Annotated in this window: 23 protein-coding genes and 1 pseudogene; 21 read left to right on the top strand and 3 right to left on the bottom strand. The window is 71.1% G+C overall.

Features of this window, described 5'->3' with window-relative positions; all coding sequences use genetic code 11:
• Positions 1 to 78: 78 nt before the first annotated feature.
• Positions 79 to 684: a helix-turn-helix domain-containing protein gene (locus AB0411_RS12345; protein WP_366417206.1), complete on the bottom strand. Its 606-nt coding sequence runs from the start codon at positions 682 to 684 to the stop codon at positions 79 to 81.
• Between the two features lie 387 nt (positions 685 to 1,071).
• On the opposite strand from AB0411_RS12345, the gene AB0411_RS12340 reads away from it, so the two are divergent.
• The 17 genes from AB0411_RS12340 (at position 1,072) to AB0411_RS12260 (ending at position 16,154) form a co-directional block, all read left to right on the top strand.
• Entirely contained in the window at positions 1,072 to 2,280 is a 1,209-nt protein-coding gene (locus AB0411_RS12340) for a cytochrome P450 (protein ID WP_366417205.1), read from the top strand.
• 281 nt (positions 2,281 to 2,561) lie between these two features.
• Positions 2,562 to 3,626 carry a type III polyketide synthase gene (locus AB0411_RS12335; protein ID WP_366417204.1) on the top strand — a complete coding sequence of 355 codons (1,065 nt, stop codon included), beginning with the start codon at positions 2,562 to 2,564 and terminating at the stop codon, positions 3,624 to 3,626.
• Positions 3,627 to 4,061: 435 nt separating this feature from the next.
• Complete coding sequence (dnaK, locus tag AB0411_RS12330; protein ID WP_366417203.1) at positions 4,062 to 5,963, top strand: molecular chaperone DnaK; 1,902 nt, start codon at positions 4,062 to 4,064, stop codon at positions 5,961 to 5,963.
• Positions 5,960 to 6,664: a nucleotide exchange factor GrpE gene (grpE, locus tag AB0411_RS12325; RefSeq protein WP_366417202.1), complete on the top strand. Its 705-nt coding sequence runs from the start codon at positions 5,960 to 5,962 to the stop codon at positions 6,662 to 6,664. The genes dnaK and grpE overlap by 4 nt, the downstream gene beginning before the upstream one ends.
• A 352-nt stretch (positions 6,665 to 7,016) precedes the next feature.
• Entirely contained in the window at positions 7,017 to 7,325 is a 309-nt protein-coding gene (locus AB0411_RS12320; protein ID WP_366417201.1) for a gas vesicle protein, read from the top strand.
• Between the two features lie 78 nt (positions 7,326 to 7,403).
• Complete coding sequence (locus AB0411_RS12315) at positions 7,404 to 7,847, top strand: gas vesicle structural protein GvpA (protein WP_366417200.1); 444 nt, start codon at positions 7,404 to 7,406, stop codon at positions 7,845 to 7,847.
• 2 nt (positions 7,848 to 7,849) lie between these two features.
• The gene (locus AB0411_RS12310; protein WP_366417199.1) at positions 7,850 to 8,563 is read left to right on the top strand and encodes a GvpL/GvpF family gas vesicle protein; all 714 of its coding nucleotides are present in this window, start codon (positions 7,850 to 7,852) and stop codon (positions 8,561 to 8,563) included.
• Positions 8,564 to 8,583: 20 nt separating this feature from the next.
• Complete coding sequence (locus tag AB0411_RS12305; RefSeq protein WP_366417198.1) at positions 8,584 to 8,841, top strand: gas vesicle protein GvpG; 258 nt, start codon at positions 8,584 to 8,586, stop codon at positions 8,839 to 8,841.
• A gap of 23 nt (positions 8,842 to 8,864) precedes the next feature.
• A complete protein-coding gene (locus AB0411_RS12300; RefSeq protein ID WP_366417197.1) occupies positions 8,865 to 9,563 on the top strand; it encodes a hypothetical protein in 699 nt (232 codons plus the stop codon).
• Positions 9,556 to 10,755: an SRPBCC family protein gene (locus AB0411_RS12295; protein WP_366417196.1), complete on the top strand. Its 1,200-nt coding sequence runs from the start codon at positions 9,556 to 9,558 to the stop codon at positions 10,753 to 10,755. The genes AB0411_RS12300 and AB0411_RS12295 overlap by 8 nt, the downstream gene beginning before the upstream one ends.
• A 30-nt stretch (positions 10,756 to 10,785) precedes the next feature.
• A complete protein-coding gene (gene gvpJ, locus AB0411_RS12290) occupies positions 10,786 to 11,217 on the top strand; it encodes a gas vesicle protein (RefSeq protein WP_366417195.1) in 432 nt (143 codons plus the stop codon).
• Positions 11,214 to 12,164: a GvpL/GvpF family gas vesicle protein gene (locus AB0411_RS12285; RefSeq protein ID WP_366417194.1), complete on the top strand. Its 951-nt coding sequence runs from the start codon at positions 11,214 to 11,216 to the stop codon at positions 12,162 to 12,164. The genes gvpJ and AB0411_RS12285 overlap by 4 nt, the downstream gene beginning before the upstream one ends.
• A 53-nt stretch (positions 12,165 to 12,217) precedes the next feature.
• A complete protein-coding gene (locus tag AB0411_RS12280; protein WP_366417403.1) occupies positions 12,218 to 12,403 on the top strand; it encodes a gas vesicle protein in 186 nt (61 codons plus the stop codon).
• A 108-nt stretch (positions 12,404 to 12,511) separates the two neighbouring features.
• Positions 12,512 to 12,940: a gas vesicle protein K gene (locus tag AB0411_RS12275; protein ID WP_366417193.1), complete on the top strand. Its 429-nt coding sequence runs from the start codon at positions 12,512 to 12,514 to the stop codon at positions 12,938 to 12,940.
• Between the two features lie 303 nt (positions 12,941 to 13,243).
• Positions 13,244 to 13,414 (top strand): hydrophobic protein, encoded by a 171-nt coding sequence (locus tag AB0411_RS12270; RefSeq protein ID WP_366417192.1) that lies wholly within the window; start codon positions 13,244 to 13,246, stop codon positions 13,412 to 13,414.
• A gap of 207 nt (positions 13,415 to 13,621) precedes the next feature.
• A complete protein-coding gene (locus tag AB0411_RS12265) occupies positions 13,622 to 15,322 on the top strand; it encodes a cholesterol oxidase substrate-binding domain-containing protein (protein WP_366417191.1) in 1,701 nt (566 codons plus the stop codon).
• Positions 15,323 to 15,497: 175 nt separating this feature from the next.
• Entirely contained in the window at positions 15,498 to 16,154 is a 657-nt protein-coding gene (locus AB0411_RS12260) for a class I SAM-dependent methyltransferase (protein WP_366417190.1), read from the top strand.
• Here the strand turns inward: AB0411_RS12260 and AB0411_RS12255 are convergent.
• Together AB0411_RS12255 and AB0411_RS12250 are read right to left on the bottom strand one after the other, a co-directional pair.
• Entirely contained in the window at positions 16,127 to 17,272 is a 1,146-nt protein-coding gene (locus AB0411_RS12255) for a CapA family protein (RefSeq protein WP_366417189.1), read from the bottom strand. The two genes, AB0411_RS12260 and AB0411_RS12255, sit on opposite strands and share 28 nt — an antisense overlap.
• Before the next feature lie 324 nt (positions 17,273 to 17,596).
• Positions 17,597 to 18,451: pseudogene (locus tag AB0411_RS12250) on the bottom strand (EamA family transporter); the annotation flags it as partial.
• Between the two features lie 103 nt (positions 18,452 to 18,554).
• On the opposite strand from AB0411_RS12250, the gene AB0411_RS12245 reads away from it, so the two are divergent.
• The 4 genes from AB0411_RS12245 (at position 18,555) to AB0411_RS12230 (ending at position 23,017) form a co-directional block, all read left to right on the top strand.
• A complete protein-coding gene (locus AB0411_RS12245) occupies positions 18,555 to 19,409 on the top strand; it encodes a LysR family transcriptional regulator (protein WP_366417188.1) in 855 nt (284 codons plus the stop codon).
• Positions 19,406 to 20,236 carry a (2Fe-2S)-binding protein gene (locus tag AB0411_RS12240; RefSeq protein WP_366417187.1) on the top strand — a complete coding sequence of 277 codons (831 nt, stop codon included), beginning with the start codon at positions 19,406 to 19,408 and terminating at the stop codon, positions 20,234 to 20,236. The genes AB0411_RS12245 and AB0411_RS12240 overlap by 4 nt, the downstream gene beginning before the upstream one ends.
• A 261-nt stretch (positions 20,237 to 20,497) precedes the next feature.
• Positions 20,498 to 21,940, top strand: a complete 1,443-nt coding sequence (locus AB0411_RS12235) for a family 2B encapsulin nanocompartment shell protein (RefSeq protein WP_366417186.1) — start codon at positions 20,498 to 20,500, stop codon at positions 21,938 to 21,940.
• Between the two features lie 18 nt (positions 21,941 to 21,958).
• The gene (locus tag AB0411_RS12230; RefSeq protein WP_366417185.1) at positions 21,959 to 23,017 is read left to right on the top strand and encodes a family 2 encapsulin nanocompartment cargo protein terpene cyclase; all 1,059 of its coding nucleotides are present in this window, start codon (positions 21,959 to 21,961) and stop codon (positions 23,015 to 23,017) included.
• Positions 23,018 to 23,033: the final 16 nt, after the last annotated feature.

Genomic DNA, 23,033 nt, shown 5'->3' with positions numbered 1-23,033 from the left:
CCGGAGCGCTTCCGACCCGCGTCGGCCTCGCGGGTGTGCGACCGGCCAACACCCGTCAGAGTCAACGGCGTTGAGGCGTCAGGCGTGGTCGGGGCCCGCCGCCGGCGGGCCGGCCCGGACGTGCATCCGCTCGCCCTGGGCGCCGAAGAGGCTGAGGAACTCGACGGGATGCGGACCGGCGTTGGCGAAGCCGTGCGGGACGTGGGTGTCGAATTCGGCGGCCTCCCCGGAGGTGAGAACGAGGTCGTGCTCCCCGAGCGCCAGCCACAGCCGGCCGGAGAGCACATAGAGCCATTCGTAGCCCTCGTGGGTGCGCAGCTCGGGCCGGGTACCGGTCGCCTTCTTCGCGGGCAGGATGTGTTTGTAGGCGTGCAGGCCGCCGAGGTGCCGGGTCAGCGGCACAAAGGTCTGCCCGTTGCGGGTGAAGGGGCGCGGATGGATCCGGGGGTCGCCGGTGGCCGGTGCCCCGACCAGCTCGTCCAGCTGGACACCATGGGCCTTGGCCAGCGGAAGCAGGAGTTCGAGGGTCGGTTTGCGCTGCCCGGACTCCAGGCGCGACAGGGTGCTGAGCGAGATGCCGGTGACCTCGCTCAGCTGCGCCAGAGTGGCTCCGCGCTCGCGCCGCAGGGCCCGTAGCCGGGGGCCGACCGCGTTCAGCACACGGGGAATGTCGTCGTCCGCCATGACGTCATTTGCCGTCCTGGCAACACCCTTTGTCAAGTGGATGCGGGCGGGCCGCGGGACACCGGCCGCGCCGCGGCCCCGGCCGGTTCTCCGCGCCGACGGACCCCGTCCCGCACCGGGGAACGACCCCGGAGATCACCCGAACGGCGCACCACACCGACCACCCGCACTCCCCTTAAGCCACTGTGGAACGGCAGGGCGATGCCCTCCGCCAAACGGCTGCCTGAACCGGCAGTGATAAAGGTCGCCGCCACTTGTCCCCGCCCTTGCCCGGCCGGGACGAAGGGGCGCCTTTCTGGCCGACGGCCCGGTACGACCGCATGCGTGTGCCCGGTTTTCTCCGCAGGCGGTGAATTCGCACGCCACTTCTCACGTCGGGAGCTCACCATGGAACCCGGATCTCATGTCTGGAACTGCCCCTTCGACTATGCGGAGGGCCTGGAATTCGACCCGACGCTCAAACGCCTGCTGACCGAGGAACCGGTCGCCCGCATCCGGCTGCCCCACGGGGAAGGAGAGGCGTGGCTCGTCACCCGGTACGACGACGTGCGCACGGTGACCACCGACCGGCGTTTCAGCCGCAGCGCCGTCATCGGCCGGGACTTCCCCCGTATGACGCCGGAGCCGATCGTCCAGGACGAGGCGATCAACGTCATGGACCCGCCCGCCAGCAGCCGCTTGCGGAGCCTGGTCTCCAAGGCGTTCGCGCCGCGTCAGGTGGAACGCATGCGGGTCCGCACCCAGCTCGTCGTGGACGAACTCCTGGACCGGATGGCCGGGCAGGGTTCTCCCGCCGACCTGATGGAGAGCCTGGCGTCCCCCCTGCCCCTGACGACCATCTGCGAGGTCCTCGACATCCCCGAACGCGACCAGGCGCAGCTGCGCGCGCACGCCCGGACGATGATGAACGTCACCGTCGAGAACCGGGAGAGCGCCATCCGCTCCAAGGCCGATATGCGGGCCTACTTCGAAACCCTGACGGCCAAGCGGCGCCAGCACCCGGGGGACGACCTGATCAGTGCCCTGGCCACCGCGCGGGACGGGGACGAGATCCTCGGCGACCAGGAACTCACCGTCATGGCCATGGTGCTGCTCATCACCGGCCAGGACACCACCACCTATGAGATCGGCAACCTCGCCTACACGCTGCTGACCCGGCCCGAGGAGCTGGCGATGCTGCGCTCCCGTCCGGAGATGCTCCCGCAGGCGATCGAGGAGATGCTGCGGTTCATCCCGTTCCGCAAGGGCGTCGGCATCCCCCGCGTCGCCACCGAGGACGTGGAGTTGAGCGGGGTGACGATCCGGGCCGGGGACATCGTGCACGTCTCCTATCTGACGGCCAACCGGGACAGCGAGAAATTCGACCGGCCCGACGAACTCGACCTGGAACGCGAGGACCGGACCTCGCACATGACCTTCGGCTGGGGCGGTCATCACTGCCTGGGCGCCCCGCTCGCCACCGTGGAGCTGGAGGTCGCCCTCCGGACCCTCCTGGACCGCTTCCCGGAGCTGCGGCTGGCACAGCCGGCCGAGGAGGTCCGCTGGAACAAGACGTCGATCTGGCGCTATCCGCTGGAGCTGCCCGTCACTTGGTGACTGTGGGCCACGGGAGCGAAATGCAGATTCCACCCGCCTGGCGTACGGTTACTACTCGGAAAGATCAATCCACCAGCACGGGGAGAGTTCATTCTTCGACGGCTGGCCCGCTCAATTCCCTGCCAGAGGCGCCCATTCCGGGCCGCCGGTTCCGCCCTCGGATTTCTTGCCCCAGGTGAACGGGCGAGTTTCCCCGGTGGACACCGTCGGCCGGAAAACGGCTCGAATTCAGCGTCAGGGAATTCCCTGAGGGGGGCCACAGTCTGCAAGGAGTGCATCCCATGGCGGTTCTGTGCAAACCAGCAATTGCGGTCCCCGAGTACATCATCACCCGAGACGACACCCTCGAACTCGCACAACGACTGCACAAGGATCATTCGCAACTGCGGCTGATCCTGCGGCTGATCGAGAACACCGGCGTGGTCAAGCGGCACCTGATCCAGCCGATCGACAAGGTGCTCAAGCACCCGGGGCTCGACGCCCGCAGCGCGGTCTACGAAGAAGAGTCCAAGGCCCGTGTGCCCGCCGTGGTCCGCCAGGCGCTCGACCAGGCCGAGGTGGAACCGCAGGAGATCGACCTCATCGTCTACGTCTCCTGCACCGGCTTCATGATGCCGGCGCTGACCGCCTGGCTCATCAACACCCTGGGCTTCCGGTCGGAGACACGGCAGATGCCCATCGCCCAACTCGGCTGCGCCGCGGGGGGCGCCGCGATCAACCGGGCGCATGACTTCTGCACGGCGTACCCCGACCGCAACGTGCTCATCGTCGCCTGCGAGTTCTGCTCGCTGTGCTACCAGCCCACGGACCTGGGAGTGGGGTCGCTGCTGTCGAACGGCCTCTTCGGCGACGCGGTCGCCGCCGCCGTGGTCCGCGGCAGGGGCGGCACCGGTGTCCGGCTGGAGCGCAACAGCTCGTACCTGATACCGAACACCGAGGACTGGATCTCGTACGCGATACGGGCCACCGGCTTCCACTTCCAGCTGGACAAGCGCGTGCCGGGAACCATGGAGCCGCTCGCCCCCGCCCTGCGCGCCGTCGCCGAGCAGCACCAATGGGACGCGGGCGAACTGGACTTCTACATCGTCCACGCGGGCGGCCCGCGCATCCTCGACGACCTGTGCCGCTTCCTCGAGGTGCCGCCCGAGGCGTTCCGCTTCAGCCGCGCGACGCTGACCGAGTACGGCAACATCGCCAGTGGCGTGGTGCTCGACGCCCTGGCCCGCATGTTCGACGAGGCCTCGGCCCTCGACGGCCACCGCGGCCTGCTGGCCGGCTTCGGCCCCGGCATCACCGCCGAAATGGCCCTCGGCACCTGGACCTCCGGCCCCGTGCCGGCGGCATGAGCACCCGCCCGATGCGCCCGGCGGAGACCCGCCGGGCGCATCGGGCGGCAGGGGCGCGTCCGCACGCCGGACGGACATGCGCATGACCACCGGCGACCTCGGACAACCGGGCGGGCCACCCGCCCGACCGCCGCCCACCGGGGCCACCCGACTGCGGCGGTCAACGGGAGCCCGACCGCGTGTGGCACATACGGTGTAAATGCCTTGAATGGGAATATCTTGATAGATGCATCGATGCGTTTTATGCACGTTTTATACGGACGAGGCAGCCGGCCGCCCCTCCATCACAGCAGGTGAGAGGGCCTGCCGGGCGAGCCTCGGGGCCGGCCCGGACGTTCCGGCCCGGGGCCCGCCCGGAGTCCGCCCCCGCGGGTCCCGGGGCCCGGTGCCGGGCGATACCGCCCGGGGTGCCGGCCGCAAGACGAGGAGAAGACCATGGCACGTGCAGTGGGTATTGACCTTGGTACGACGAACTCGGTGGTCAGTGTGCTGGAGGGCGGCGAGCCCACGGTGATCACCAACGCCGAGGGGGCCCGGACCACCCCGTCGGTGGTGGGGTTCTCCAAGGGCGGCGACGTGCTGGTGGGCGAGGTCGCCAAGCGGCAGGCCGTGACCAACGTCGACCGCACCGCGCGGTCGGTCAAGCGCCACATGGGCGAGGCGGAGTGGCGCTTCCCGGACAGCGGCGACATCGACGGCAAGCGGTACACGGCGCAGGAGATCTCCGCGCGGGTGCTGCAGAAGCTCAAGCGCGACGCCGAGGAGTACCTCGGCGAGGACGTGACGGATGCGGTCGTCACCGTGCCGGCGTACTTCAACGACGCCCAGCGCACCGCCACCAAGGAGGCCGGCGAGATCGCGGGCCTGAAGGTGCTCCGGATCGTCAACGAGCCGACCGCGGCGGCGCTGGCCTACGGCCTGGACAAGGAGAACGACCAGACCATCCTGGTCTTCGACCTCGGCGGCGGCACCTTCGACGTCTCGCTGCTGGAGATCGGTGACGGCGTCGTCGAGGTGAAGGCCACCAACGGCGACACCCACCTGGGCGGCGACGACTGGGACCAGCGGATCGTCGACTACCTCACCAAGCAGTTCAAGAACGCCTACGGCATCGACCTGTCCAAGGACAAGATGGCCACCCAGCGGCTGCGGGAGGCCGCCGAGAAGGCCAAGATCGAACTGTCCGCGGCGACCGAGACCACGATCAATCTGCCGTATCTGAGCGCGTCCGCCGACGGGCCCCTGCACCTGGACGAGAAGCTCACCCGCTCGCAGTTCGAACAGCTCACCGCCGATCTTCTGGAACGGTGCAAGACGCCGTTCCACAACGCGGTGAAGGACGCCGGGATCAAGGTCTCCGACATCAACCATGTGATCCTGGTCGGCGGCTCGACCCGGATGCCCGCGGTGACCGAGCTGGTCAAGGAGCTGACCGGCAAGGATCCGCACAAGGGCGTCAACCCGGACGAGGTCGTCGCGGTCGGCGCCGCCCTCCAGGCCGGTGTCCTCAAGGGCGAGGTCAAGGACGTCCTCCTGCTGGACGTCACCCCGCTGTCCCTGGGCATCGAGACCAAGGGCGGCATCATGACCAAGCTGCTCGAACGCAACACCACGATCCCGACCAAGCGCTCCGAGATCTTCACGACGGCCGAGGACAACCAGCCGTCCGTGCAGATCCAGGTCTACCAGGGCGAGCGCGAGATCGCGGCGTACAACAAGAAGCTCGGGATGTTCCAGCTCACGGGCCTGCCGCCGGCCCCCCGCGGGGTCCCGCAGATCGAGGTCTCCTTCGACATCGACGCCAACGGCATCATGCACGTCACGGCCAAGGACCTGGGCACGGGCAAGGAGCAGAAGATGACCGTCACCGGCGGCTCCTCGCTGCCGAAGGACGACATCGACCGGATGGTCCGCGACGCCGAGCACCACGCCGAGGAGGACCGCCGCAAGCGGGAGACCGCGGAGACCCGCAACCAGGCCGAGCAGCTCGTCTACCAGACCGAGAAGTTCGTCCAGGACAACGAGGCGAAGATCCCCGGCGAGGTCAAGAGCGAGGTCGAGACCGCGATCGGCGAGGTCAAGGAGAAGCTGAAGGCCGCCGAGTCCGCCGACGGCGGCAACACCGCGGAGCTCCGTACCGCCACCGAGAAGCTCGCGACCGTCTCCCAGAAGCTGGGCCAGGCCATGTACGCCGACGCCCAGTCGCAGGCCCAGGCCCCGGGAGCCGGTGAGGCCGGCGGCTCCGGCGAGGGCGGCTCGGGCACCGCCGGCGACCAGGACGATGTCGTCGACGCGGAGATCGTCGACGACGACAAACAGGAGGGAGGCGCGCGATGAACCGTCCGACTCGGGTCCGTGGCCTCCCCCGGCCGCCGCTGGCCCTGGCCGGCCACGGCCAGGGGAACGACCCCGGACCGGTCCCGCCCCGCACCGGCCGGACGGAGGGGCGGAGCGCACAGGACGAGCAGGGCAGGCCGTCCGGTGAGGGCCCGGAGGAAGCCCGGCAGCCCGGCCGTGCACCGGATTCCGGCCACGGTCCCGGCCGGACGCCGTCACAGGACGCGGTGGCGCTGCGCGCCGAGCTACGGGAGCGCACGGCCGATCTGCAGCGGCTGAAGGCCGAGTACGACAACTACCGCAAGCGGGTCCACCGCGACCGGCTGGCCGTGGGCGAGATCGCCGTGGCCAATGTGCTCAGCCGGCTCCTGCCCGTGCTCGACTCCCTCGCCGAGGCCGGGGAGCAGGGCGAGGTGACCGGTGGGTTCCGGCGCGTCGCCCAGTCCCTGCAGACCGAGCTGGGGGCGCTGGGCCTCCAGTCCTTCGGTACGGCGGGCGCGCCCTTCGACCCGCTGGTCCATGAGGCCGTCACCTACACCCCCGACGACCGGCTGGAGGACACCGTCTGCACCGCGGTCCTCCGCCAGGGCTACCGGGTGGGCGACCGCCTGCTGCGTCCCGCGCAGGTGAGCGTGGCCGGCAGACCGCCGGCCCCGGGTGTGGAAACCATCGGGGAGCGGCCCACCGTTCTTCCGTCATAGCGTCCGGCTCTTCCCGCAGAGCGTCCGGATTTCCTCGTCCCGTGCGGCGGGCCCGATCTTTCGGCCCGCCGCACGGCTTTTCGGCGCGCCGCACGGCCTTTCCTGGACACAGGCGCCGCACGGAAACCGCACGGGCGCCGTGGAATTCCCGCGTCGTCATGGCCGGGATCCCTTGTGCGCACACCGAGTTGGCACCGAGTTGATCGTCGGAGAGTGCCTTCCGTAGGGCGGAATTGCGCCCCGTGTGGGGGACTACGCATACGTTCGAGTGCCGGGGGCACCCGCTCCTCTATCGCCAGCAGACAGTCACCGTACTTCGACCAAAACCCTACGACGCACGACAGGCGGGATCATGGCGACCGAGGAGAACACGGATCACAAGGAAGCACACGACGGCGGACCGGAGCGGATAGCCGCCCCCACCGCAATGCGCCACGCCTCGGGGCAACTTGCCCAGATGCTCCAATGCGAGCCCGGCTCGGTGTCGGCGCTCAAGGCCACCGATGACGGCTGGCTGGCGGATGTGGAAGTGGTGGAGATCGAAAGAGTTCCGGACACCGCGAGTGTGATGGCTTCCTACCGCGTCCACCTCGACGAAAAGGGTCAGCTCACGGGCTATGAGCGCACGCGCCGCTATGGACGCGGCCAGATCGACAGATGATCGATTCTCCGCGCGGCCCGGTCATGAGAGGACGCGGCCCCATGACCCGCTCCAGAAAACTGGAAGGGACGATCGACCGTGACGGCCATTCAGCAATCCAACGCATCATCCAGTGGTAGTGGTTCGGGAAATCTCTACGATGTCCTGGAACTGATTCTCGACCGGGGACTTGTCATTGACGCCTTTGTACGCGTCTCCCTGGTCGGCATCGAAATTCTCAAGATTGACGTACGCGTCGTCGTCGCCAGCGTGGACACCTATCTGCGCTTCGCCGAGGCGTGCAACCGTCTGGACCTGGAATCGGGCCGCAAGGCACCGAGCCAGCTCACCGACCTGGTCGGTGAGGCAACCGAGAGCGGCGCCAAAGGAAAGTCGAAGGGCGCGCTGACCGGCGCCGTCGAGGCGTTCACCGAGTCACTCCACAAGGGCCAGGAGGGCTCCGAGGAGGAGGCGGAGGAGCGTCCCGCGCGTAAATCCACCAGCTCCAGCAGCCGCCGCACGGCCCGCCGCCGGGAGGACTGACCATGGCGACCTACCTCTACGCCATCACCGGCGCCGACCACCCCCTGCAGCTGTCCGGCGTCACCGGCGTCGGCGACCCCGCGGCGCAGCTGCGCACCGTCCGGACCAAGGAGCTCTGCGCGGTGGTCAGCGACGCGCCGGACGGGCTGCGGGCCAAGCGCCGCGATGTGGCGGCCCACCAGAGCGTCCAGGAACGGCTGCTCGCCGACGGCGCCGCCCTCCCGATGCGCTTCGGGCTGGTCGGGCCCGACGACGCACAGGTGGTCTCCGCCCTGGAGGAGCACCGCGACACCTACACCCAGCGCCTCGAGGAGGTCGACGGCTGCCGTGAGTACCACCTCAAGGTCGCACGCGACGAGGACGACATGCTGCGGGAGGTCGTGCGGGAGTCCGCGGAGGTGCGACGCCTCAACGACCGGACCCGGCAGCACCCGGAGGCGTACGACGACAAGGTGGCCCTCGGCGAGCTGATCTCGCAGGAGGTCCAGGCCCGGCAGGACCGCGCCCGTACGGACATCGTGGACCGGCTCGCCCCGTTGGCGGTGCGCATCGCGGACGTCGAACCGACGAAGCAGCACTTCCTCAGCGTGTCGTTCCTCGTCGAACGGGAGAAGGCCGCGGCGTTCTCCGAGGCGGTGCACGCGGAAGCCGAACGCCGCGGTGACACCTACACGTTCGGGCTGCACGGCCCGTTGCCGCCGTACAGCTTCGTCTGACGCACGAGCGGAGATCCACCATGGGCCTCATCACACAGCTCCTGACGCTGCCGGTCGCGCCGGTGCGGGGCACGGTCTGGGTCCTGGACCAGGTGCTGCTCACCGCGGAGCGCGAGTACTACGACCCGGCACCGGTCCGCGAGGAACTGGCCGCGCTGGAACAGCAGTTGCTGGACGGAACCATCGGGCCCGAGGAGTTCGACTCCCGCGAGGACGAGCTCTTGGACCGGCTGGAGTGGCTGGAGGCCCACCAGCAACGACTACGTACCGACTCCTGACGGGAGAACGAGGTGTACGCAAGATGATGACCAACGCCAAGATCGGAGTGGCCCTCGTAGGGGGCTACCTCCTGGGGCGCACCAAGAAAGCCAAGATGGCCATCGGCCTGGGACTGTTCCTGGCCGGCAAGAAGCTGAACCTGGATCCGCGGCAACTGGGCACGCTGGTGGCCAACTCGCCGGTCCTCGGGCCCCTCAACGACCAGGTGCGCAAGGAACTGGTCGACGCCACGAAGTCGGCCGCCGGCGCCGCGCTCACCCAGCGGATGAACGGCCTCGCCGACTCCCTGCACGAGCGGACCCTGGCGCTCGACGAGGGCGGGACGGGCGGCACCGGGCGCGCGGCGGACGACCGGGACGCGGAGAGCGAGGACGAGCCGCGGGACGAAGCGGCGGACGGCGACGCGGCGGACTCCCCGGACGCGGAGAGCGAGAAGCCCGCCCCGCGGCGCAGGACATCCGCCAAGTCGTCGGCGGACTCGGCCACGAAGTCGGCCACGAAGTCGGCGTCGGCAACGAAGTCGACCGCGACCGACCGGTCCGCCAAGGCACGGCGTACGGCGTCGAGCGCGACCAAGGCATCCGGCAAGGCCGCTTCCTCCCGCGGACGCACCTCCACCGCCCCGGGGCGCAAGGCCGCCTCCGGTGCCCGTAACAAGGCCGCCGGCAAGGCGTCCGGCGCGGCGCGCACGGCCACCGACCGGGGAGGCCGCCATGCCTGAGTCCACCTTCAGCAAGATCAAGGACGAGGTGACCAGCAGCCCGGCGGCCGACCAGCTCAAGGAGGAGCTGCAGCGCTACCTCCAGGCCCGCGCGGAACACGCGGTCACCAGCCTCGGGCACAAGCTGGGCGAGAGCGTCGGCAAGCTCGCCGAACCCGGCCAGGGCCCCGGCGGGCTGGTGAGCAGCCTGGCGAAGGGCGGCAAGGCCCTCGGCGAGGGCAAGTCGCCGCAGCAGGCAGCGCTGACGGCGGGCGCCTCCCATCTCAAGGACACCGTCAAGGACAAGGTGAAGAGCCTGTTCGGCAAGGGCCGCAAGGGCGGCGGCGGCAAGTCCAAGAGCGTGACGATCGTCGAGGACATCGACGTGGGCGTGCCCGTACGCGAGGCGTACGACCAGTGGACGCAGTTCCAGGAGTTCAGCACCTTCGCCAAGGGCGTCGTCAGTGTCGACAAGTCCGACGACACCAGCAGCAACTGGAAGGTGAAGGTCGCCAAGTCCACCCGCAGTTGGCGGGCGAACGTCACCGAGCAGGTGCCCGACGAGCGGATCAGCTGGACCACCGAAGGGGCGAAGGGCACGGTCAAGGGCGTGGTGACCTTCCACCGCCTCACCGACAACCTCACCCGGGTGCTGCTGGTTCTGGAGTACTTCCCCAAGGGCCTCTTCGAGAAGACCGGCAACATCTGGCGCGCCCAGGGACGGCGGGCCCGGCTGGACCTCAAGCTCTACCGCAAATTCATCATGCTGCGCGGCGAGGCCACCGACGGCTGGCGCGGCGAGATCCAGGACGGCGAGGTCGTGGTCGCGCACGAGGACGCCGTCGCGGAGGAGGAGCGCGACGAGGAGGACACCGAGCCGGGTCCCGACGACACCGGGCACCCCGAGGACGAGGCCGACGAGGGTGCGGACGCCGAGGACGAGGACTTCGGGGACGAGGACTTCGAGGACGAGGACCTGGAAGACCCGGACGACGACCTCGCGGCGGAGACGGAAGCCGAGGACGACGACCACGCGGCGCCGGCCGACGAGGACGACGACCGCCTGGAGCCCGTCGACGAGGACGACGACCACGGGGAACCGCTCGACGAGGACGACGACCTGCCGGACGAGCCGGAGCCGCACGACGAGGACGAGGACGAGGACGAGCAGGAGGCACCCCGCCGACGCCGCCGTGCCGTCGCCGCCCGCTGACCCGTCCCGACCGCACAGACGAGGCTGCTCATGTCCGATTCACTGGCCGGCCGTATGGGGCCTTCCTCCGGTCCGTCCCCGTACGGCCGGCAGGGGGCTTCTTCCGCCAACCTGGCCGACATCCTGGAACGCGTGCTCGACAAGGGCGTCGTCATCGCGGGCGACATCCAGATCAACCTGCTCGACATCGAGCTGCTGACCATCAAGCTGCGGCTGCTCGTCGCCTCCGTCGACAAGGCCAAGGAGATGGGCATCGACTGGTGGGAACACGACCCCTCGCTGTCGTCCCGGGCCCGCACGCCGCAGCAGGTCCCCGCCGGGCACCGGCCGGCCGTCGACAGTGATCCGCTGGCCGAGGAGAACCGTCGACTGCGCGCCGAACTCGCCGAGTTGCGCGCGGCCATCGGCCCCTCCCAGGACTCGGAGGGACATCGGGCAGACCACGAGGAGGAGCAGCAGTGAACCGCCCCACCACGGAAGCCGGGGAGAGGCCCGGAGCGCCGGCAGAGGCCGGGAAGGGGTCCGGATCGCCGGCAGAGGCCGGGGACAAGGCCGGAGCGCCGCTGCGGCCCGTCCCGCGGCCCCCGGCACCGCAGGAGCCGTCCGGCGGCCCCGGGGTCGCGTACGTCTACGCCCTCGGGCGGGCCGGCGCCGCCCTCGAAGCCGCGGCCGCGCAGCTCACCGGAGTGCGGGGCGGCCCCCTGCGGACGGTCACCGCCGGGTCCCTGGCCGCACTCGTCTCCTCCGTCCCGGCCGACGCCTTCAGCGAGGAGGGGATGAAGGCGCAACTGGGGAACCTGGCGGAGCTGGAGGAGATCGCGCGGGCGCACCACGCGGTCGTCGAGGCCGCCGGTGGCGGCGCCACGGTGTTGCCCATGCGCCTGGCCACGGTGTATCTGGACGACGCCCGGGTGCGGTCGATGCTGGACGAGCGCGGCGCCGAGTTCGACGAACTGCTCTCCCTGCTCGAAGGCCACGCCGAAGTGGGGGTGAAGGTGTACGCGGACGCGCGCGCCGCGGCCGGGCCTCCCCCGCCCGATGCCCCGGACCCCGCAGCGCCACCGGCCAGCCCCGGCCGGGCCTACTTGCAGCGGCGCCGTGCCCAGCGGCGTACGCACCGCGACGCCTACCGCGCGGCGGGGGCGGTCGCCGAAGAGGTGCGGGCCCGGGCGGCCGCCCTGGCGCGGGACCGGGTCGTCCACCGCCCGCAGCAGGGTGAACTGGCCTCCGGCCCGGGCGAGAACATCGCCAACGAGGCCTATCTGGTCCCCGCGGACCGCATCCGGGACTTCCAGCGGGCGGTGTCGGCGGCGGCCGAGGACGTCCCCGGCGTACGTGTCGAGATCACCGGCCCGTGGCCCCCGTACTCCTTCGCGACACCGCCCCCCGTGGAAGGCAGGAGTGCGTGAACGGTGGTGGGGCCCGGCCGGCCGCTTTCGCGGAGGCCACGTACCCGACGGACCTGTCCGAGGAGGACTCGCTCGCCGGGCGGCAGATAGCGCTGATCGATCTCTTGGACCGGCTGCTGAACGGTGGGGCGGTGCTCACCGGGGATGTGGTGCTCTCCGTCGCCGATGTGGACCTGGTCCACATCAATCTGCGTGCGGTGATCCGCTCGATCACACCCGACAGCCCGGCGCCGTGGTGAGGGCCGAACCACCGAATCCCGCCCCCCGCCCCCGGTCCGCACGTTCCGCCCCCGCCCCCTTGCCCCCAGGAGATGTCCGAGATGTCCCGCAGGAACGAGGAACACGCCGTGACGGCTGACGAAGCCGGTCCGGACGGCCGCGCGAACCCCGACTTCGCGGAGGTGGCGCAGGCGGCGGCCCGCGCATTCGACCTGGTGCCGGCGGGACCCGACGAAAACGGCCAGGGGCAGGGCCGGGCGCAGGGCAGCGGTATGGCGCAGCGGCTGCAAACGGACCCGGAGACCGTCGAGCGCGATCTCATCCGCTTGGTGCTGACGATCGTGGAGCTGCTGCGACAGCTCATGGAGCGCACCGCGTTGCACCGCGTCGACCAGGGCGACCTGAGCGAGGAGCAGGAGGAGCGCGTGGGCATGACGCTCATGGTGCTGCAGGACCGGATGGCGGAACTCTGCGAGCGGTACGGGCTCACCATGGCCGACCTGAATCTCGATCTCGGCCCCCTGGGCTCCCTGCTGCCGCCGAACGAGGCCGCGTGAGCGCCTCCCTCGTCACCTCCCGGCGCATGTTTCAAGGCCGGTTGAGCGGCAACACGGCATAACAGAGCCGCAGAGCACACCGGGTCCTCTGCCGCTCCCCCGCGGCACTCCGTAGCGCGCGAGCCCAGGCCGCTGCGGAAGGCCGGTCACCGTCCGGACCGCCACCGAGCATCCCTCGCCCAGTCGATGCCCGGCCGGAGCCGGACAGGCCGGACCGCCGGTCCCCATTCGTCATCTCGTCAACGGCGCCATGGTTCCTTCCGTGCGCGCCCTCCCGTCCTACCGATTCGGAGGTGCAGGGACATGGTTCCGCTGCTTCTGGTTCTGCTTCTCGCGCTGCTGCTCTTCGGCGCAGGATTCGCGTTGAAGGCGCTGTGGATCGTCGCCGTGGTCGTGCTGGCGTTCTGGCTGCTCGGCTTCCTGATGCGGTCGACCGGCGCCGGCGGCCACCGCGGCCGCTGGTACCGCTGGTAGACCGGACCCCGATCCCCCGACCGCCCCGGCGGGCCGTTCCCCTGCGGCCCGCCGGGGAACGGTATTGCCCACCGGGCATTGCAACTGACGGTCCGTCACCCTACCCTTCCGGCACACCCCCACCGCACCGGGGCGCTCGTACGGTCCACCCCTACGACCTGTGCGCGGTGCAGCGGGGCCGGCGCGCCGCGTGCCGGAGGGACAACCATGTCCGACGACAGCGCTCGAAGAGCTTCCTTCACCCGCCGCACGCTGCTGACCGGAGCCGCCGCGGGACTCGCCGCAGCGGCCGGACTGCAGCCCGCTCATCGCATCCCCGCGGGCAGTGCCGCGGCCACCCTCACCCCGCCGCCCGGCTTTCCGGCCGGCATCCCGCTCTCCCAACAGGCCTTCCGCAACTGGTCGTTGGAGATCGTCATCGAGGGCGTATGGACGGCCTCGGCGCGCACCCCCGACGACGTGGTCGCCCTCGCCAACTGGGCCCATGAACACGGCTACCGGCTACGGGCCCGGGGCAAGGGCCACACCTGGTCGCCGCTGGTGTTACCCGCCGGGGCCGACACCAACCGTACGGTCATCGTCGACACCACCTCCCACCTCACCGCGGTCAGCGTGCGCGGCGGCGGCCCGGGGAGCGTCACCGCCCAGACCGGCGCGACGCTCGACACCATCCTCGCCCGCCTGGAGGAGGCCGGACTCGGCCTCGCCACCACCACCGCACCCGGCGACCTCACCATCGGCGGGGTGCTCGCCATCGGCGGCCACGGCACGGGCCTGCCCACCGCCACCGAAAACCCGCCCGCGGGCTCCGGGTTCGGCACACTGAGCTCCCTGGTCACCTCCCTCACCGCCGTCGTGTGGAGCGCGGCGGAGGGCCGCTATGTGCTCAGGACGTTCACCCGCTCCGACCCCGACATCCGTGCCTTCCTCGTCCATCTGGGCCGCGCCTTCGTCACCGAGGTGACGATGACGGCGGCCGCCAACACCCGGCTGCGCTGCCAGAACTGGTTCGATGTGAACGTGGGAACCGTCTTCGGCCCGCCCGGTACCGGCGGCCGCACCCTCGGCTCCTACCTGGACCGCACCGGACGCATCGAGGCGATCTGGTTCCCGTTCACCGATGTGCCGTGGCTGAAGGTGTGGAGCCTCGCGCCCACCAAGCCGCCGTTCGCCAAGCAGCTCGACTCCCCCTACGCCTACAGCTTCGCCAACCGTGTCACCGAGGAGATGTCGGGGCTGCTGGGGCAGATCGCCTCGGGCGGGGGCGACAAGACGCCCGCCTTCACCAAGCTCGCCATGTCCATCGTCGGATCCGGGCTGATCGTCACCGGCACCTGGGACGTCTGGGGCTGGTCGAAGAACAGCCTGCTGTACGTCGAGCCGACGACGCTGCGGATCGTCGAAGCGGGGTGGGCGGTACTGACCTCCCGGGCGAACGTGCAGCGCGTGGTGGGGGACTTCCACACCCGCTACCAGAGCGTACTGTCGGCCCATCAAAGCCGCGGTTCCTTCCCGGTCAACGGCCCGATCGAGCTGCGCGTCACCGGTACGGACCCCCTGGACGGCCCCTTGCTGTCCCCGGCACGGGCCCGTGCGGACCATCCCGAGTGGGACACCGTGGTGTGGCTCGACTTCGCGACCTATCCCGGCACGCCCGGCGCGGGGCCGTTCTTCCGCGAGCTGGAGCAGTGGATCTGGCAGCACTACACCGGTTCCTATGCCGCCGTACGTCCCGAGTGGTCCAAGGGCTGGGCCTATACGGACAGCGGGCCGTGGACGGACCCCGCCACGGTGGGCGGCACCGTCCCGGCCGCCTTCGAGGGCTGGCGCACGGCCCGCGACACCCTCAACTCCTACGACCCGGCACGGGTGTTCTCCAACACCTTCCTCGACACGCTGCTGCCCTGACCGGTGCTCGACTCGCTCCCTTGGCCCACGGGGCCGCGGGACGGCGGAACCGCGCGTCCGGCGGTCCAAGGGGCGGTCGGTCTTCGGCAGTCGGTCCTGGCGATCTCGGCCCCGGCGGTCGTTCCTTGCGCCGAATCGGGGTGCACACACCGCCGGGGCTTGGTGGACTGGGCTGATGACGATCCTTTCGCCCCGTGTCCTGCGGGCCCTCGAACGGTTCAATGCCACATACCCCTGGGATCACAACGCCCACTACCACCGCTGGATCCTGCGGCAGGTGCCCGGACGCGTCGCCCGCGCCCTGGACATCGGGTCCGGCAGCGGCGACCTGGCACGACTCCTGGCCGGGCGGGCCACCGCCGTGGACGGCATCGATGCCGATCCGGCGATCACCGCGCAGGCCCGGCGGCTGACTCCGCCGGCGCTTCCCGTGACCTTCACCGTCGCGGACGCACCGGCCGAGTTCCCCGCCGAGTCCTACGACGTCATCACCTGCGTCGCCACGCTCCACCACCTGCCCTTCGCAAAGGCGCTCACCCGTATCCGCCGTCACCTGGCACCAAAGGGAACCCTGATCGTCGTCGGCCTGTCCCGCGCTCACACTCCGGTGGACCGCCTGCTCGGGATGGTCGCCGTACCGGCCAACGCCGCGACGGGCTGGCTGAAGAACAGGGGCCGCCCCTCGCCCCGCCCCGTCTCCATGACGGCCCGCACCCGCTCAGCGGAGATGACCTTCGACGAGATCGCCCGGGCAGCCGAAGAGATCCTCCCCGGTGCGCGGCTGCGACGGCGGCTGTTCTGGCGCTACACGCTGGTCTGGCACCGGCCCTGAGCGGCCCGGGCGGGACGCAGGGTGAGCGTGCCCTCCGGGGCGGCGGGGGCGCAGGGGCGGAATCCGGAGCTGATCTTGTCCAGGAGCGCGCACAGCCACCGGGAGTCCTCGTGCGAGGCGGGCCACAGCCGCATGCGCCGGGCCTGCAGCGGGGTGATCCGCACCTCGTGGAGTGCGCCGGTGTCCGGGTCCAGCACGACGAGGAAGAGCAGCCGCAGGTCGTCCCGGTACTGCTCGTAGCCGGTGATGCCCTCGTAGTCATCGATGAAGTCGCCGCACCCGTGGATCACGAGCTTTCCCCGGTACGCCTCCAGGGCCCGCGGATGGTGCGAGGAGTGTCCGTGGACGACATCCACGCCACCGTCGAGCAGGGCATGCGCGAAGGCGGCCTCGGCACGGGAGACGTAGTAGCCCCAGTTGGCACCCCAGTGGACGGAAACCACCGCGATATCGCCCGGCCGCCTCCGTTCCCGTACGCGGTCGACGAGCGCGCTCGCGGCGTCGGTCGACGGCCCGGCCACGAAGTCCACCCCCGAGCGCTCCCGGGTCGCCGCCCAGGACGGGGGAACGCCGCTGGACGGCATCGCGCAGGAGAAGACCAGGAGCCGGCGGCCGTCTTCCAGGGGGACGGTCGCCGGCCGGGCCGCCGCGTCGGCGTCCGCGCCCGCCCCCGCCGTCCGCAGCCCGGCCCCGGCCAGCGCGTCGAGGGTGTCCGCCAGGCCCTGGCGGCCGAAGTCCAGGACATGGTTGTTGGCCAGGACGCAGACATCGGGGCGGGCGGCGGTCAGGCACGGAAGGTTCGCCGGGTGCATCCGGTAGTGGATGTCCTTGGTGCCGTCGAACGTGCCATCGCCCGTGACACCGGTCTCCAGATTGAGCACCCGGGCGGCGGGCCCGGCGTCGTCCAGCACCCCCAGCGCCTCCCCCCATGGCCAGGAGAAGCCGACGGGCCGGGGAATGGGGCCGTGCGCCGCCTCCGCCAGCTCGACATAGTCCCGGGCGTCCGTGGCGTAGCACTCCCGCAGCACCGGATCTCCGGGGTGCGGCAGGATCTGGTCGATGCCACGGCCGAGCATGACATCGCCGCAGAGGAACAGGGTGAGCAAGTCACCGCCCATTCCCCCAGGTTAGGACGAGGGGGCGACGGCCGGCCCCTCCGCGCCTCTGAGCTGCGCAAACGGGGACAAGGGGCGGGACGGGGCAGGGGGAGCGCGGGTGGCCGGTCAGCGGGCCTCGCGGGGCGGTATCGGTCCGTTCCGCGGGCCGTGCGCGACGGTGGGATCGCTCACCGAGGCGGAGCCGGTCGCCAGCGCGGGATCGCTCACCAGGGCGGGATCGGCCCCCACCGGGCGGTCCGTCCCGGAGCCGGCGACGACCGCACCCGGAAGCGCCGGGCCCCCGCGGGCGACGGGCGGGGCCGAAGGACGCGGACCGGCGGCCAGGATGCTGACGGTGTTGGCCGCCACGATGACGGTGATGGCCAGCCAGTCGATCCCCTGCAGGGTCTGGTGCAGGACGACGAGGCCGACCAGCGCCGCGAGGACGGGGTTGACGCTCATGAAGATCCCGAAGAAGCGGGCGGGTACCCGGCGCAGGGCGAGCAGATCGGCCAGGAAGGGTACGGCCGAGGAGAGGATGCCCGCGGCCGCCGCGTACCCCACGGCGCTCGCGCTCGGCGGCCGGTGGGCGAGCACGGTGAGCCCGACGGGGACGTACAGCAGGGCGGAGACCCCGGCCGCCGCGGCCGAGCCTTCGGCACCCGGCAGGCGGGCGCCGACGAGGCGGTTGAGCAGGATGTAGGACGCCCAGCACACGGCGGCGAGCAGGCCCAGCGCGATGCCCGGGTAGTCGGTGCTCGGCTGCGGGCGGGTCAGCAGGAGGACCGCCGCCCCGGCGACCAGGGCGCACAGCAGGTCCGCCAGGCGGCGGGAGGCCGCCAGGGCCACGGCGAGCGGCCCGAGGAACTCCAGGGTCACCGCCAGGCCCAGGCCGATGCGGTCGATCGCGGTGTAGAGGGACAGGTTCATCGTGGCGAACACCGCCGCCAGGCACAGCACCGGCCACCACTGCCGCCAGGTGAACGAGCGCAGCCGCGGCCGGCCCACCGCCAGCAGGACGAGCCCGGCCACCCACTGCCGCACGGCCACCACACCCGCCGGACCGATCACCGGGAACGCCAGTGCTCCGGTGGCGGCGCCGACCTGGTTGGAGAGCCCGCTGCCGAACATCATCGCCACACCCGCCGCGCGCCCCGGGCCCGCAGGCCTTCCCCCGCGCGGGGCCGCGGGGTATCCCATGCCGTGACTGCTCCGTCTCATGCACCGCAGCATCGGCCCCGGCGCATCCATACGTAAAATGCATGCACGTACTCGTCGATGCGCTGCGGTTATGGATCGGGACATGGAACTACGACATCTGCGCTGCCTGGTGGCGATCGTCGACGCCGGGGGCTTCACCGACGCCGCCATCGAGCTCGGCATCTCGCAGGCCGCGGTGTCCCGCACGCTCGGTTCCCTCGAAGACTCCCTGGGCGTAAGGCTGTTGCACCGTACGAGCAGGAGCGTCATCCCCACCACCGCCGGCGTCCAGGTGCTGGCGCGCGCCCGGAAGGTGCTCGCCGAGGCCGACAACCTCGTCCGCGAGGCCACCACCGGTCACACCCGGCTGCGGATCGGCCATGCCTGGTCGGCCATGGGCCGGCACACCGCCGAGTACCAGCGGCGTTGGGCCGCCCGGCACCCCGACGTCGAACTGCATCTGATCCGCACCAACTCCGCGACCGGCGGCCTGGCGGAGGGCCTGTGCGACCTCGCCGTGGTCCGCACCTCCTTCGACGACGCGCGCTTCGCCAGCGCCGTCGTCGGCCGGGAACGCCGCTACTGCGCCATGGCGGCCGACGATCCCTGGGCCACCCGCCGGGCCATCCCCCTGGCCGACATCCGCGAACGCACCCTCCTCATCGACCGGCGCACCGGCACCACCACGGCCGACCTCTGGCCCGAATCGGCCCGTCCGAGCGTCGAACACACCCAGGACATCGACGACTGGCTCACCCTGATCGCGACCGGCCGCCGCGTCGGCATCACCCCCGAGAGCACCGTCAACCAGTACCGGCGCGACGGCATCGTCTTCCGGCGGCTGCGCGACGCCGCGCCCGTCGCGGTGCACCTCATCTGGCGGCGCCACGACCCGCATCCGGCGACCCACGCCGCCGTCGCCCTGCTGACCGACCTCTACCGGACGGGCAGGCCATGACGGAACCCCTTGCCGCGCGGCAGGAACGGGTGGCGGCTCTCGGCCCCTTCTTCGCCTTCGACACGCACGCCGGCGCCTCACACCTCACCGCTCCCTGGCGGACGTTGGGCGAGGTGGCGCGGGAGGAGAGCGGCGTCCTGCGGGAGCGGATCGCCGCGGTGCGTGCCTCTCTTGCCGCCCGCAGCGGCAGACCGGCCGAGGCCGTCGAACTGCGTGTGGCGGCGTCGGTGGCGCATCTGGGCCTGGTGGCGCGGGTCCTCTCGCCGATGCTCGGCCTGGCCGCTCTGCACGGCCTGCCGCCGCAGCCGCCCACCCTGGACGAGCTGCGGTGGCACTCCGGCCTCGGCGGCGCCTTCGCCCTGTCGCTGCCGCGGGAGACGGTGGCCGGGGACGCCGCGAGCCGCACCCGTCAGAACTCCGGAGCCGGGAGCGACGCCGACGCCCGTGCCGCAGCCGGTGACGGTGCCGGCTCCGGAGCCGATGACGCCCGCGCCGCAGAGGAGCTGCTGAACGGCCCGGTCCGTGAACTGGCCGACGCCGTCGCGGCGTTCTCGGTGTCCCGGCGCATTCTGTGGGGCAATGTGGCCTCTGCCGTGAACGGCGCGGCCGCCGGCATCGCGTCCGCGGCACCGGCCCTGGCGCGGCCCGCCCGCACCGCGGCCCTGCTGTTCCTGCACCGCCCGCAGCTCCGGGACGCCCACACCCTGGACGACGCCCCGGGCTCGTACAACGGCCGCTTCCGGCGCCGGAGTTGTTGCTTGATCTACCGGGCCGCTCCGGATGCCGCGGGGGCCACCTGCGGCGACTGCGTCCTGGTACGGCCGTAGCCGGCGCCTGCCGTCACTCTCCCGGGGACGCCGCCGGCGATCCCGACCCGGATATTCCCGGATCATGCAGCGGCCAGCGGGCGCGCGGTTGCACGATCACGCTCCGTGCGCTTCCGTCCGGGGTTTGTGCCTTCTGAATGCGAGGCCGCCCCCTTTCGCGCTGTACCCACGTGATCTCCGTTCTGTTTGGCTTGGTGCCGCAGGCCACTTTGTTCACCACCAGCCGCTTTGCTCACTTCTGTTCACGTCCCGGGAGGGAATGTGTCCGTACCGGACAGCGTCACCGGTTCCGCTGCCGAAGAGCCCGCTCTCGAACCACCCGGAGACGGTGCGCTCACCAGTCTCAGCACCCGGGCCGCGCGCCAGCTGGCGACCACCACCAAGTCCGAGCCCCAGATGCAGGCCATCACCTCGCGATGGCTGGTGAAGATGCTGCCGTGGGTGGACGTCAAGGGCGGCACATACCGGGTCAACAGGCGCCTGCAGCTCCGGGTCGGCCGGGGACGGGTCCAGTTCGAGCAGAACGGCGCGGACGACATCAGGGTGATCCCGCAGACGCTCACCGAGCTGCCGGTGCTGCGCGGTTACGACGACATCGAGGTGCTCGACGAGCTCGCCGGCCGCTTCCGCGTCCGGGAGGTCCGGGCCGGCCAGGTCCTCTTCGAGGCGGGGCAGCCCGCCACCGAGGCGTACCTCGTCGTCCACGGCCGGTTCGCCCGCTACACGGTCGGCAAGTACGGCGACGAGGAGGTCATCGGCGTCGTCACGGACGGCGACCAGATGGGGGACGAGGCGGTCGGCCGCTCGGACCCGCTGTGGCAGAGCTCGGTCCGGGCCGAAACGGCCGGCGTACTGATGGTGCTGCCCTGGGACGTGATCCAGGAGTTCACCGACCGGGTGCCGTCCCTGGCCGCACACTTCGCGGCGTACGCGGAACAGCAGCAGCGCCCCATGAACCGCAAGGGCGAGGCGGAGGTCCCGGTACAGGCGGGGCACGTCGGCGAGCCGACGCTGTCCGGCGGCTTCGTCGACTACGACCTCGCCCCGCGGGAGTACGAGCTCTCCCTGACCCAGACCGTGCTCCGGGTGCACAGCCGGGTCGCCGATCTCTACAACGAGCCCATGGACCAGACGCAGCAGCAACTCCGGCTCACCGTCGAGGAGATCCGCGAGCGTCAGGAGTGGGAGCTGGTCAACAACCGCGAGTTCGGGCTGCTGCACAACGCCGACTACGGCCAGCGCATCAGCACCTACACCGGCCCGCCCACCCCCGACGACATGGACGAGCTGTTGTCCATGCGCCGCAAGACGCGGCTGTTCCTGGCCCATCCGAAGGCGATCGCCGCCTTCTTCCGGCAGTGCAACAAGCGCGGCCTGGTGCCGGGCACGGCGAACGTCGACGGGCACGAGGTCCCCGCCTGGCGCGGCGTCCCGATCTTTCCGTGCGGCAAGATCCCGATCAGCGACGCGCACACCAGCAGCATCCTCGCGCTGCGCACCGGCGAGGCGGACCAGGGAGTCGTCGGCCTCTACCAGACCGGCATCCCCGAGGAGTTCCAGCCCGGGCTGAACGTCCGCTTCATGGGCATCGACTCGGCCGCCATCATCAAATACCTGGTCACCGCCTACTACTCGATGGCCATCCTCGTGCCCGACGCCGTCGGGGTCCTGGAGAACGTCCAGATCGGCCGGAGCGCCGACTGACCGGGTGGAGTACGCACCATGAGCACGCCGTCCCACACCGACGCCGGGCATGCGCTGCCCGGCCCGCCCAGCCTCGTCCGCTCCCTGCGGGCCCGACGCGGCGGGGCCGTTCCCGGGCTGCGGTACCGGCCCGCCGCCCCCGCCGACCCGGAGAAGGCCGCGGAGATCGACCGCAGGCTGGAGGCCTGGGCCCGCGGGCTGGACCTCTTCCCCGCGCAGTGGTCCGGGGACTTCGCACAGTTCCAGGTCGGCCGGGCCGTCGTCCTGCAGCATCCCGGTGCCGCCGATCTCGAACGACTCACCGTCGCGGGCAAGTTGCTGCTGGCCGAGAACATCGTCGACAGCTGCTACTGCGAGGAGGACGAAGGCCGCGGCGCCGCACGGAGCGGCCTGGGCGGCCGGCTGATCATCGCCCAGTCGGCCCTCGACCCCTTCCACGGCACCCCCGGACTGGAGGAGGAGTGGCGCCGGGGCGTCCAGGCCGACGGGCCCCTGCGCTCGTACCACTGGGCCCTGAAGGACTACGCGGCCCTCGCCACCCCCAGTCAGACGGACCGGTTCGTCCAGGACATCGCCCGGCTGCACCTCGGCTATCTGGCCGAGGCCTCCTGGGCGGAGACCCGGCACGTCCCGCAGGTCTGGGAGTACCTGGTCATGCGGCAGTTCAACAACTTCCGTCCCTGTCTGTCGATCGTCGACGCCGTGGACGGCTACGAACTGCCCGAAGCGCTCTACGCCCGGCCCGAGGTCCAGCGGGTCACGGCTCTGGCCTGCAACGCCACGACCCTCGTCAACGACCTGTACTCCTTCACCAAGGAGCTGGCGAGCGACCCGACCCACCTGAACCTGCCGCAGGTGGTGGCCGCCCACGACAAACGGGGGCTGAAGGCCGCCTACCTGAAGAGCGTCGAGATCCACAACCAGATCATGGAGGCGTTCGAGACGGAGTCGGCTCCGCTGTCCGCCCTCTCGCCGCTGCTGGAGAAGTACGTCCGGGGCCTGTCCGACTGGGTCTCCGGCAACCACGAGTGGCACGCCACCAACACCGACCGCTACCAGCTTCCCGACTACTGGTAGACCGATCCCCGCACCA

This window comes from Streptomyces angustmyceticus (genome assembly GCF_040701845.1).
GTDB classification, from domain to species: domain Bacteria; phylum Actinomycetota; class Actinomycetes; order Streptomycetales; family Streptomycetaceae; genus Streptomyces; species Streptomyces angustmyceticus_A.
The sequence above is the reverse complement of the archived record's forward strand: the minus strand, read 5'-3'. Positions and strand labels throughout refer to the sequence as shown.

Excerpts from the sequence above, each read along its gene's own strand:
- AB0411_RS12345 (WP_366417206.1), bottom strand. The coding sequence starts at position 684 with ATGGCGGACGACGACATTCCCCGTGTGCTGAACGCGGTCGGCCCCCGG.
- AB0411_RS12340 (WP_366417205.1), top strand. The coding sequence starts at position 1,072 with ATGGAACCCGGATCTCATGTCTGGAACTGCCCCTTCGACTATGCGGAG.
- AB0411_RS12335 (WP_366417204.1), top strand. The coding sequence starts at position 2,562 with ATGGCGGTTCTGTGCAAACCAGCAATTGCGGTCCCCGAGTACATCATC.
- dnaK (WP_366417203.1), top strand. The coding sequence starts at position 4,062 with ATGGCACGTGCAGTGGGTATTGACCTTGGTACGACGAACTCGGTGGTC.
- grpE (WP_366417202.1), top strand. The coding sequence starts at position 5,960 with ATGAACCGTCCGACTCGGGTCCGTGGCCTCCCCCGGCCGCCGCTGGCC.
- AB0411_RS12320 (WP_366417201.1), top strand. The coding sequence starts at position 7,017 with ATGGCGACCGAGGAGAACACGGATCACAAGGAAGCACACGACGGCGGA.
- AB0411_RS12310 (WP_366417199.1), top strand. The coding sequence starts at position 7,850 with ATGGCGACCTACCTCTACGCCATCACCGGCGCCGACCACCCCCTGCAG.
- AB0411_RS12305 (WP_366417198.1), top strand. The coding sequence starts at position 8,584 with ATGGGCCTCATCACACAGCTCCTGACGCTGCCGGTCGCGCCGGTGCGG.
- AB0411_RS12300 (WP_366417197.1), top strand. The coding sequence starts at position 8,865 with ATGATGACCAACGCCAAGATCGGAGTGGCCCTCGTAGGGGGCTACCTC.
- AB0411_RS12295 (WP_366417196.1), top strand. The coding sequence starts at position 9,556 with ATGCCTGAGTCCACCTTCAGCAAGATCAAGGACGAGGTGACCAGCAGC.
- gvpJ (WP_366417195.1), top strand. The coding sequence starts at position 10,786 with ATGTCCGATTCACTGGCCGGCCGTATGGGGCCTTCCTCCGGTCCGTCC.
- AB0411_RS12270 (WP_366417192.1), top strand. The coding sequence starts at position 13,244 with ATGGTTCCGCTGCTTCTGGTTCTGCTTCTCGCGCTGCTGCTCTTCGGC.
- AB0411_RS12265 (WP_366417191.1), top strand. The coding sequence starts at position 13,622 with ATGTCCGACGACAGCGCTCGAAGAGCTTCCTTCACCCGCCGCACGCTG.
- AB0411_RS12260 (WP_366417190.1), top strand. The coding sequence starts at position 15,498 with ATGACGATCCTTTCGCCCCGTGTCCTGCGGGCCCTCGAACGGTTCAAT.
- AB0411_RS12255 (WP_366417189.1), bottom strand. The coding sequence starts at position 17,272 with ATGGGCGGTGACTTGCTCACCCTGTTCCTCTGCGGCGATGTCATGCTC.
- AB0411_RS12245 (WP_366417188.1), top strand. The coding sequence starts at position 18,555 with ATGGAACTACGACATCTGCGCTGCCTGGTGGCGATCGTCGACGCCGGG.
- AB0411_RS12240 (WP_366417187.1), top strand. The coding sequence starts at position 19,406 with ATGACGGAACCCCTTGCCGCGCGGCAGGAACGGGTGGCGGCTCTCGGC.
- AB0411_RS12230 (WP_366417185.1), top strand. The coding sequence starts at position 21,959 with ATGAGCACGCCGTCCCACACCGACGCCGGGCATGCGCTGCCCGGCCCG.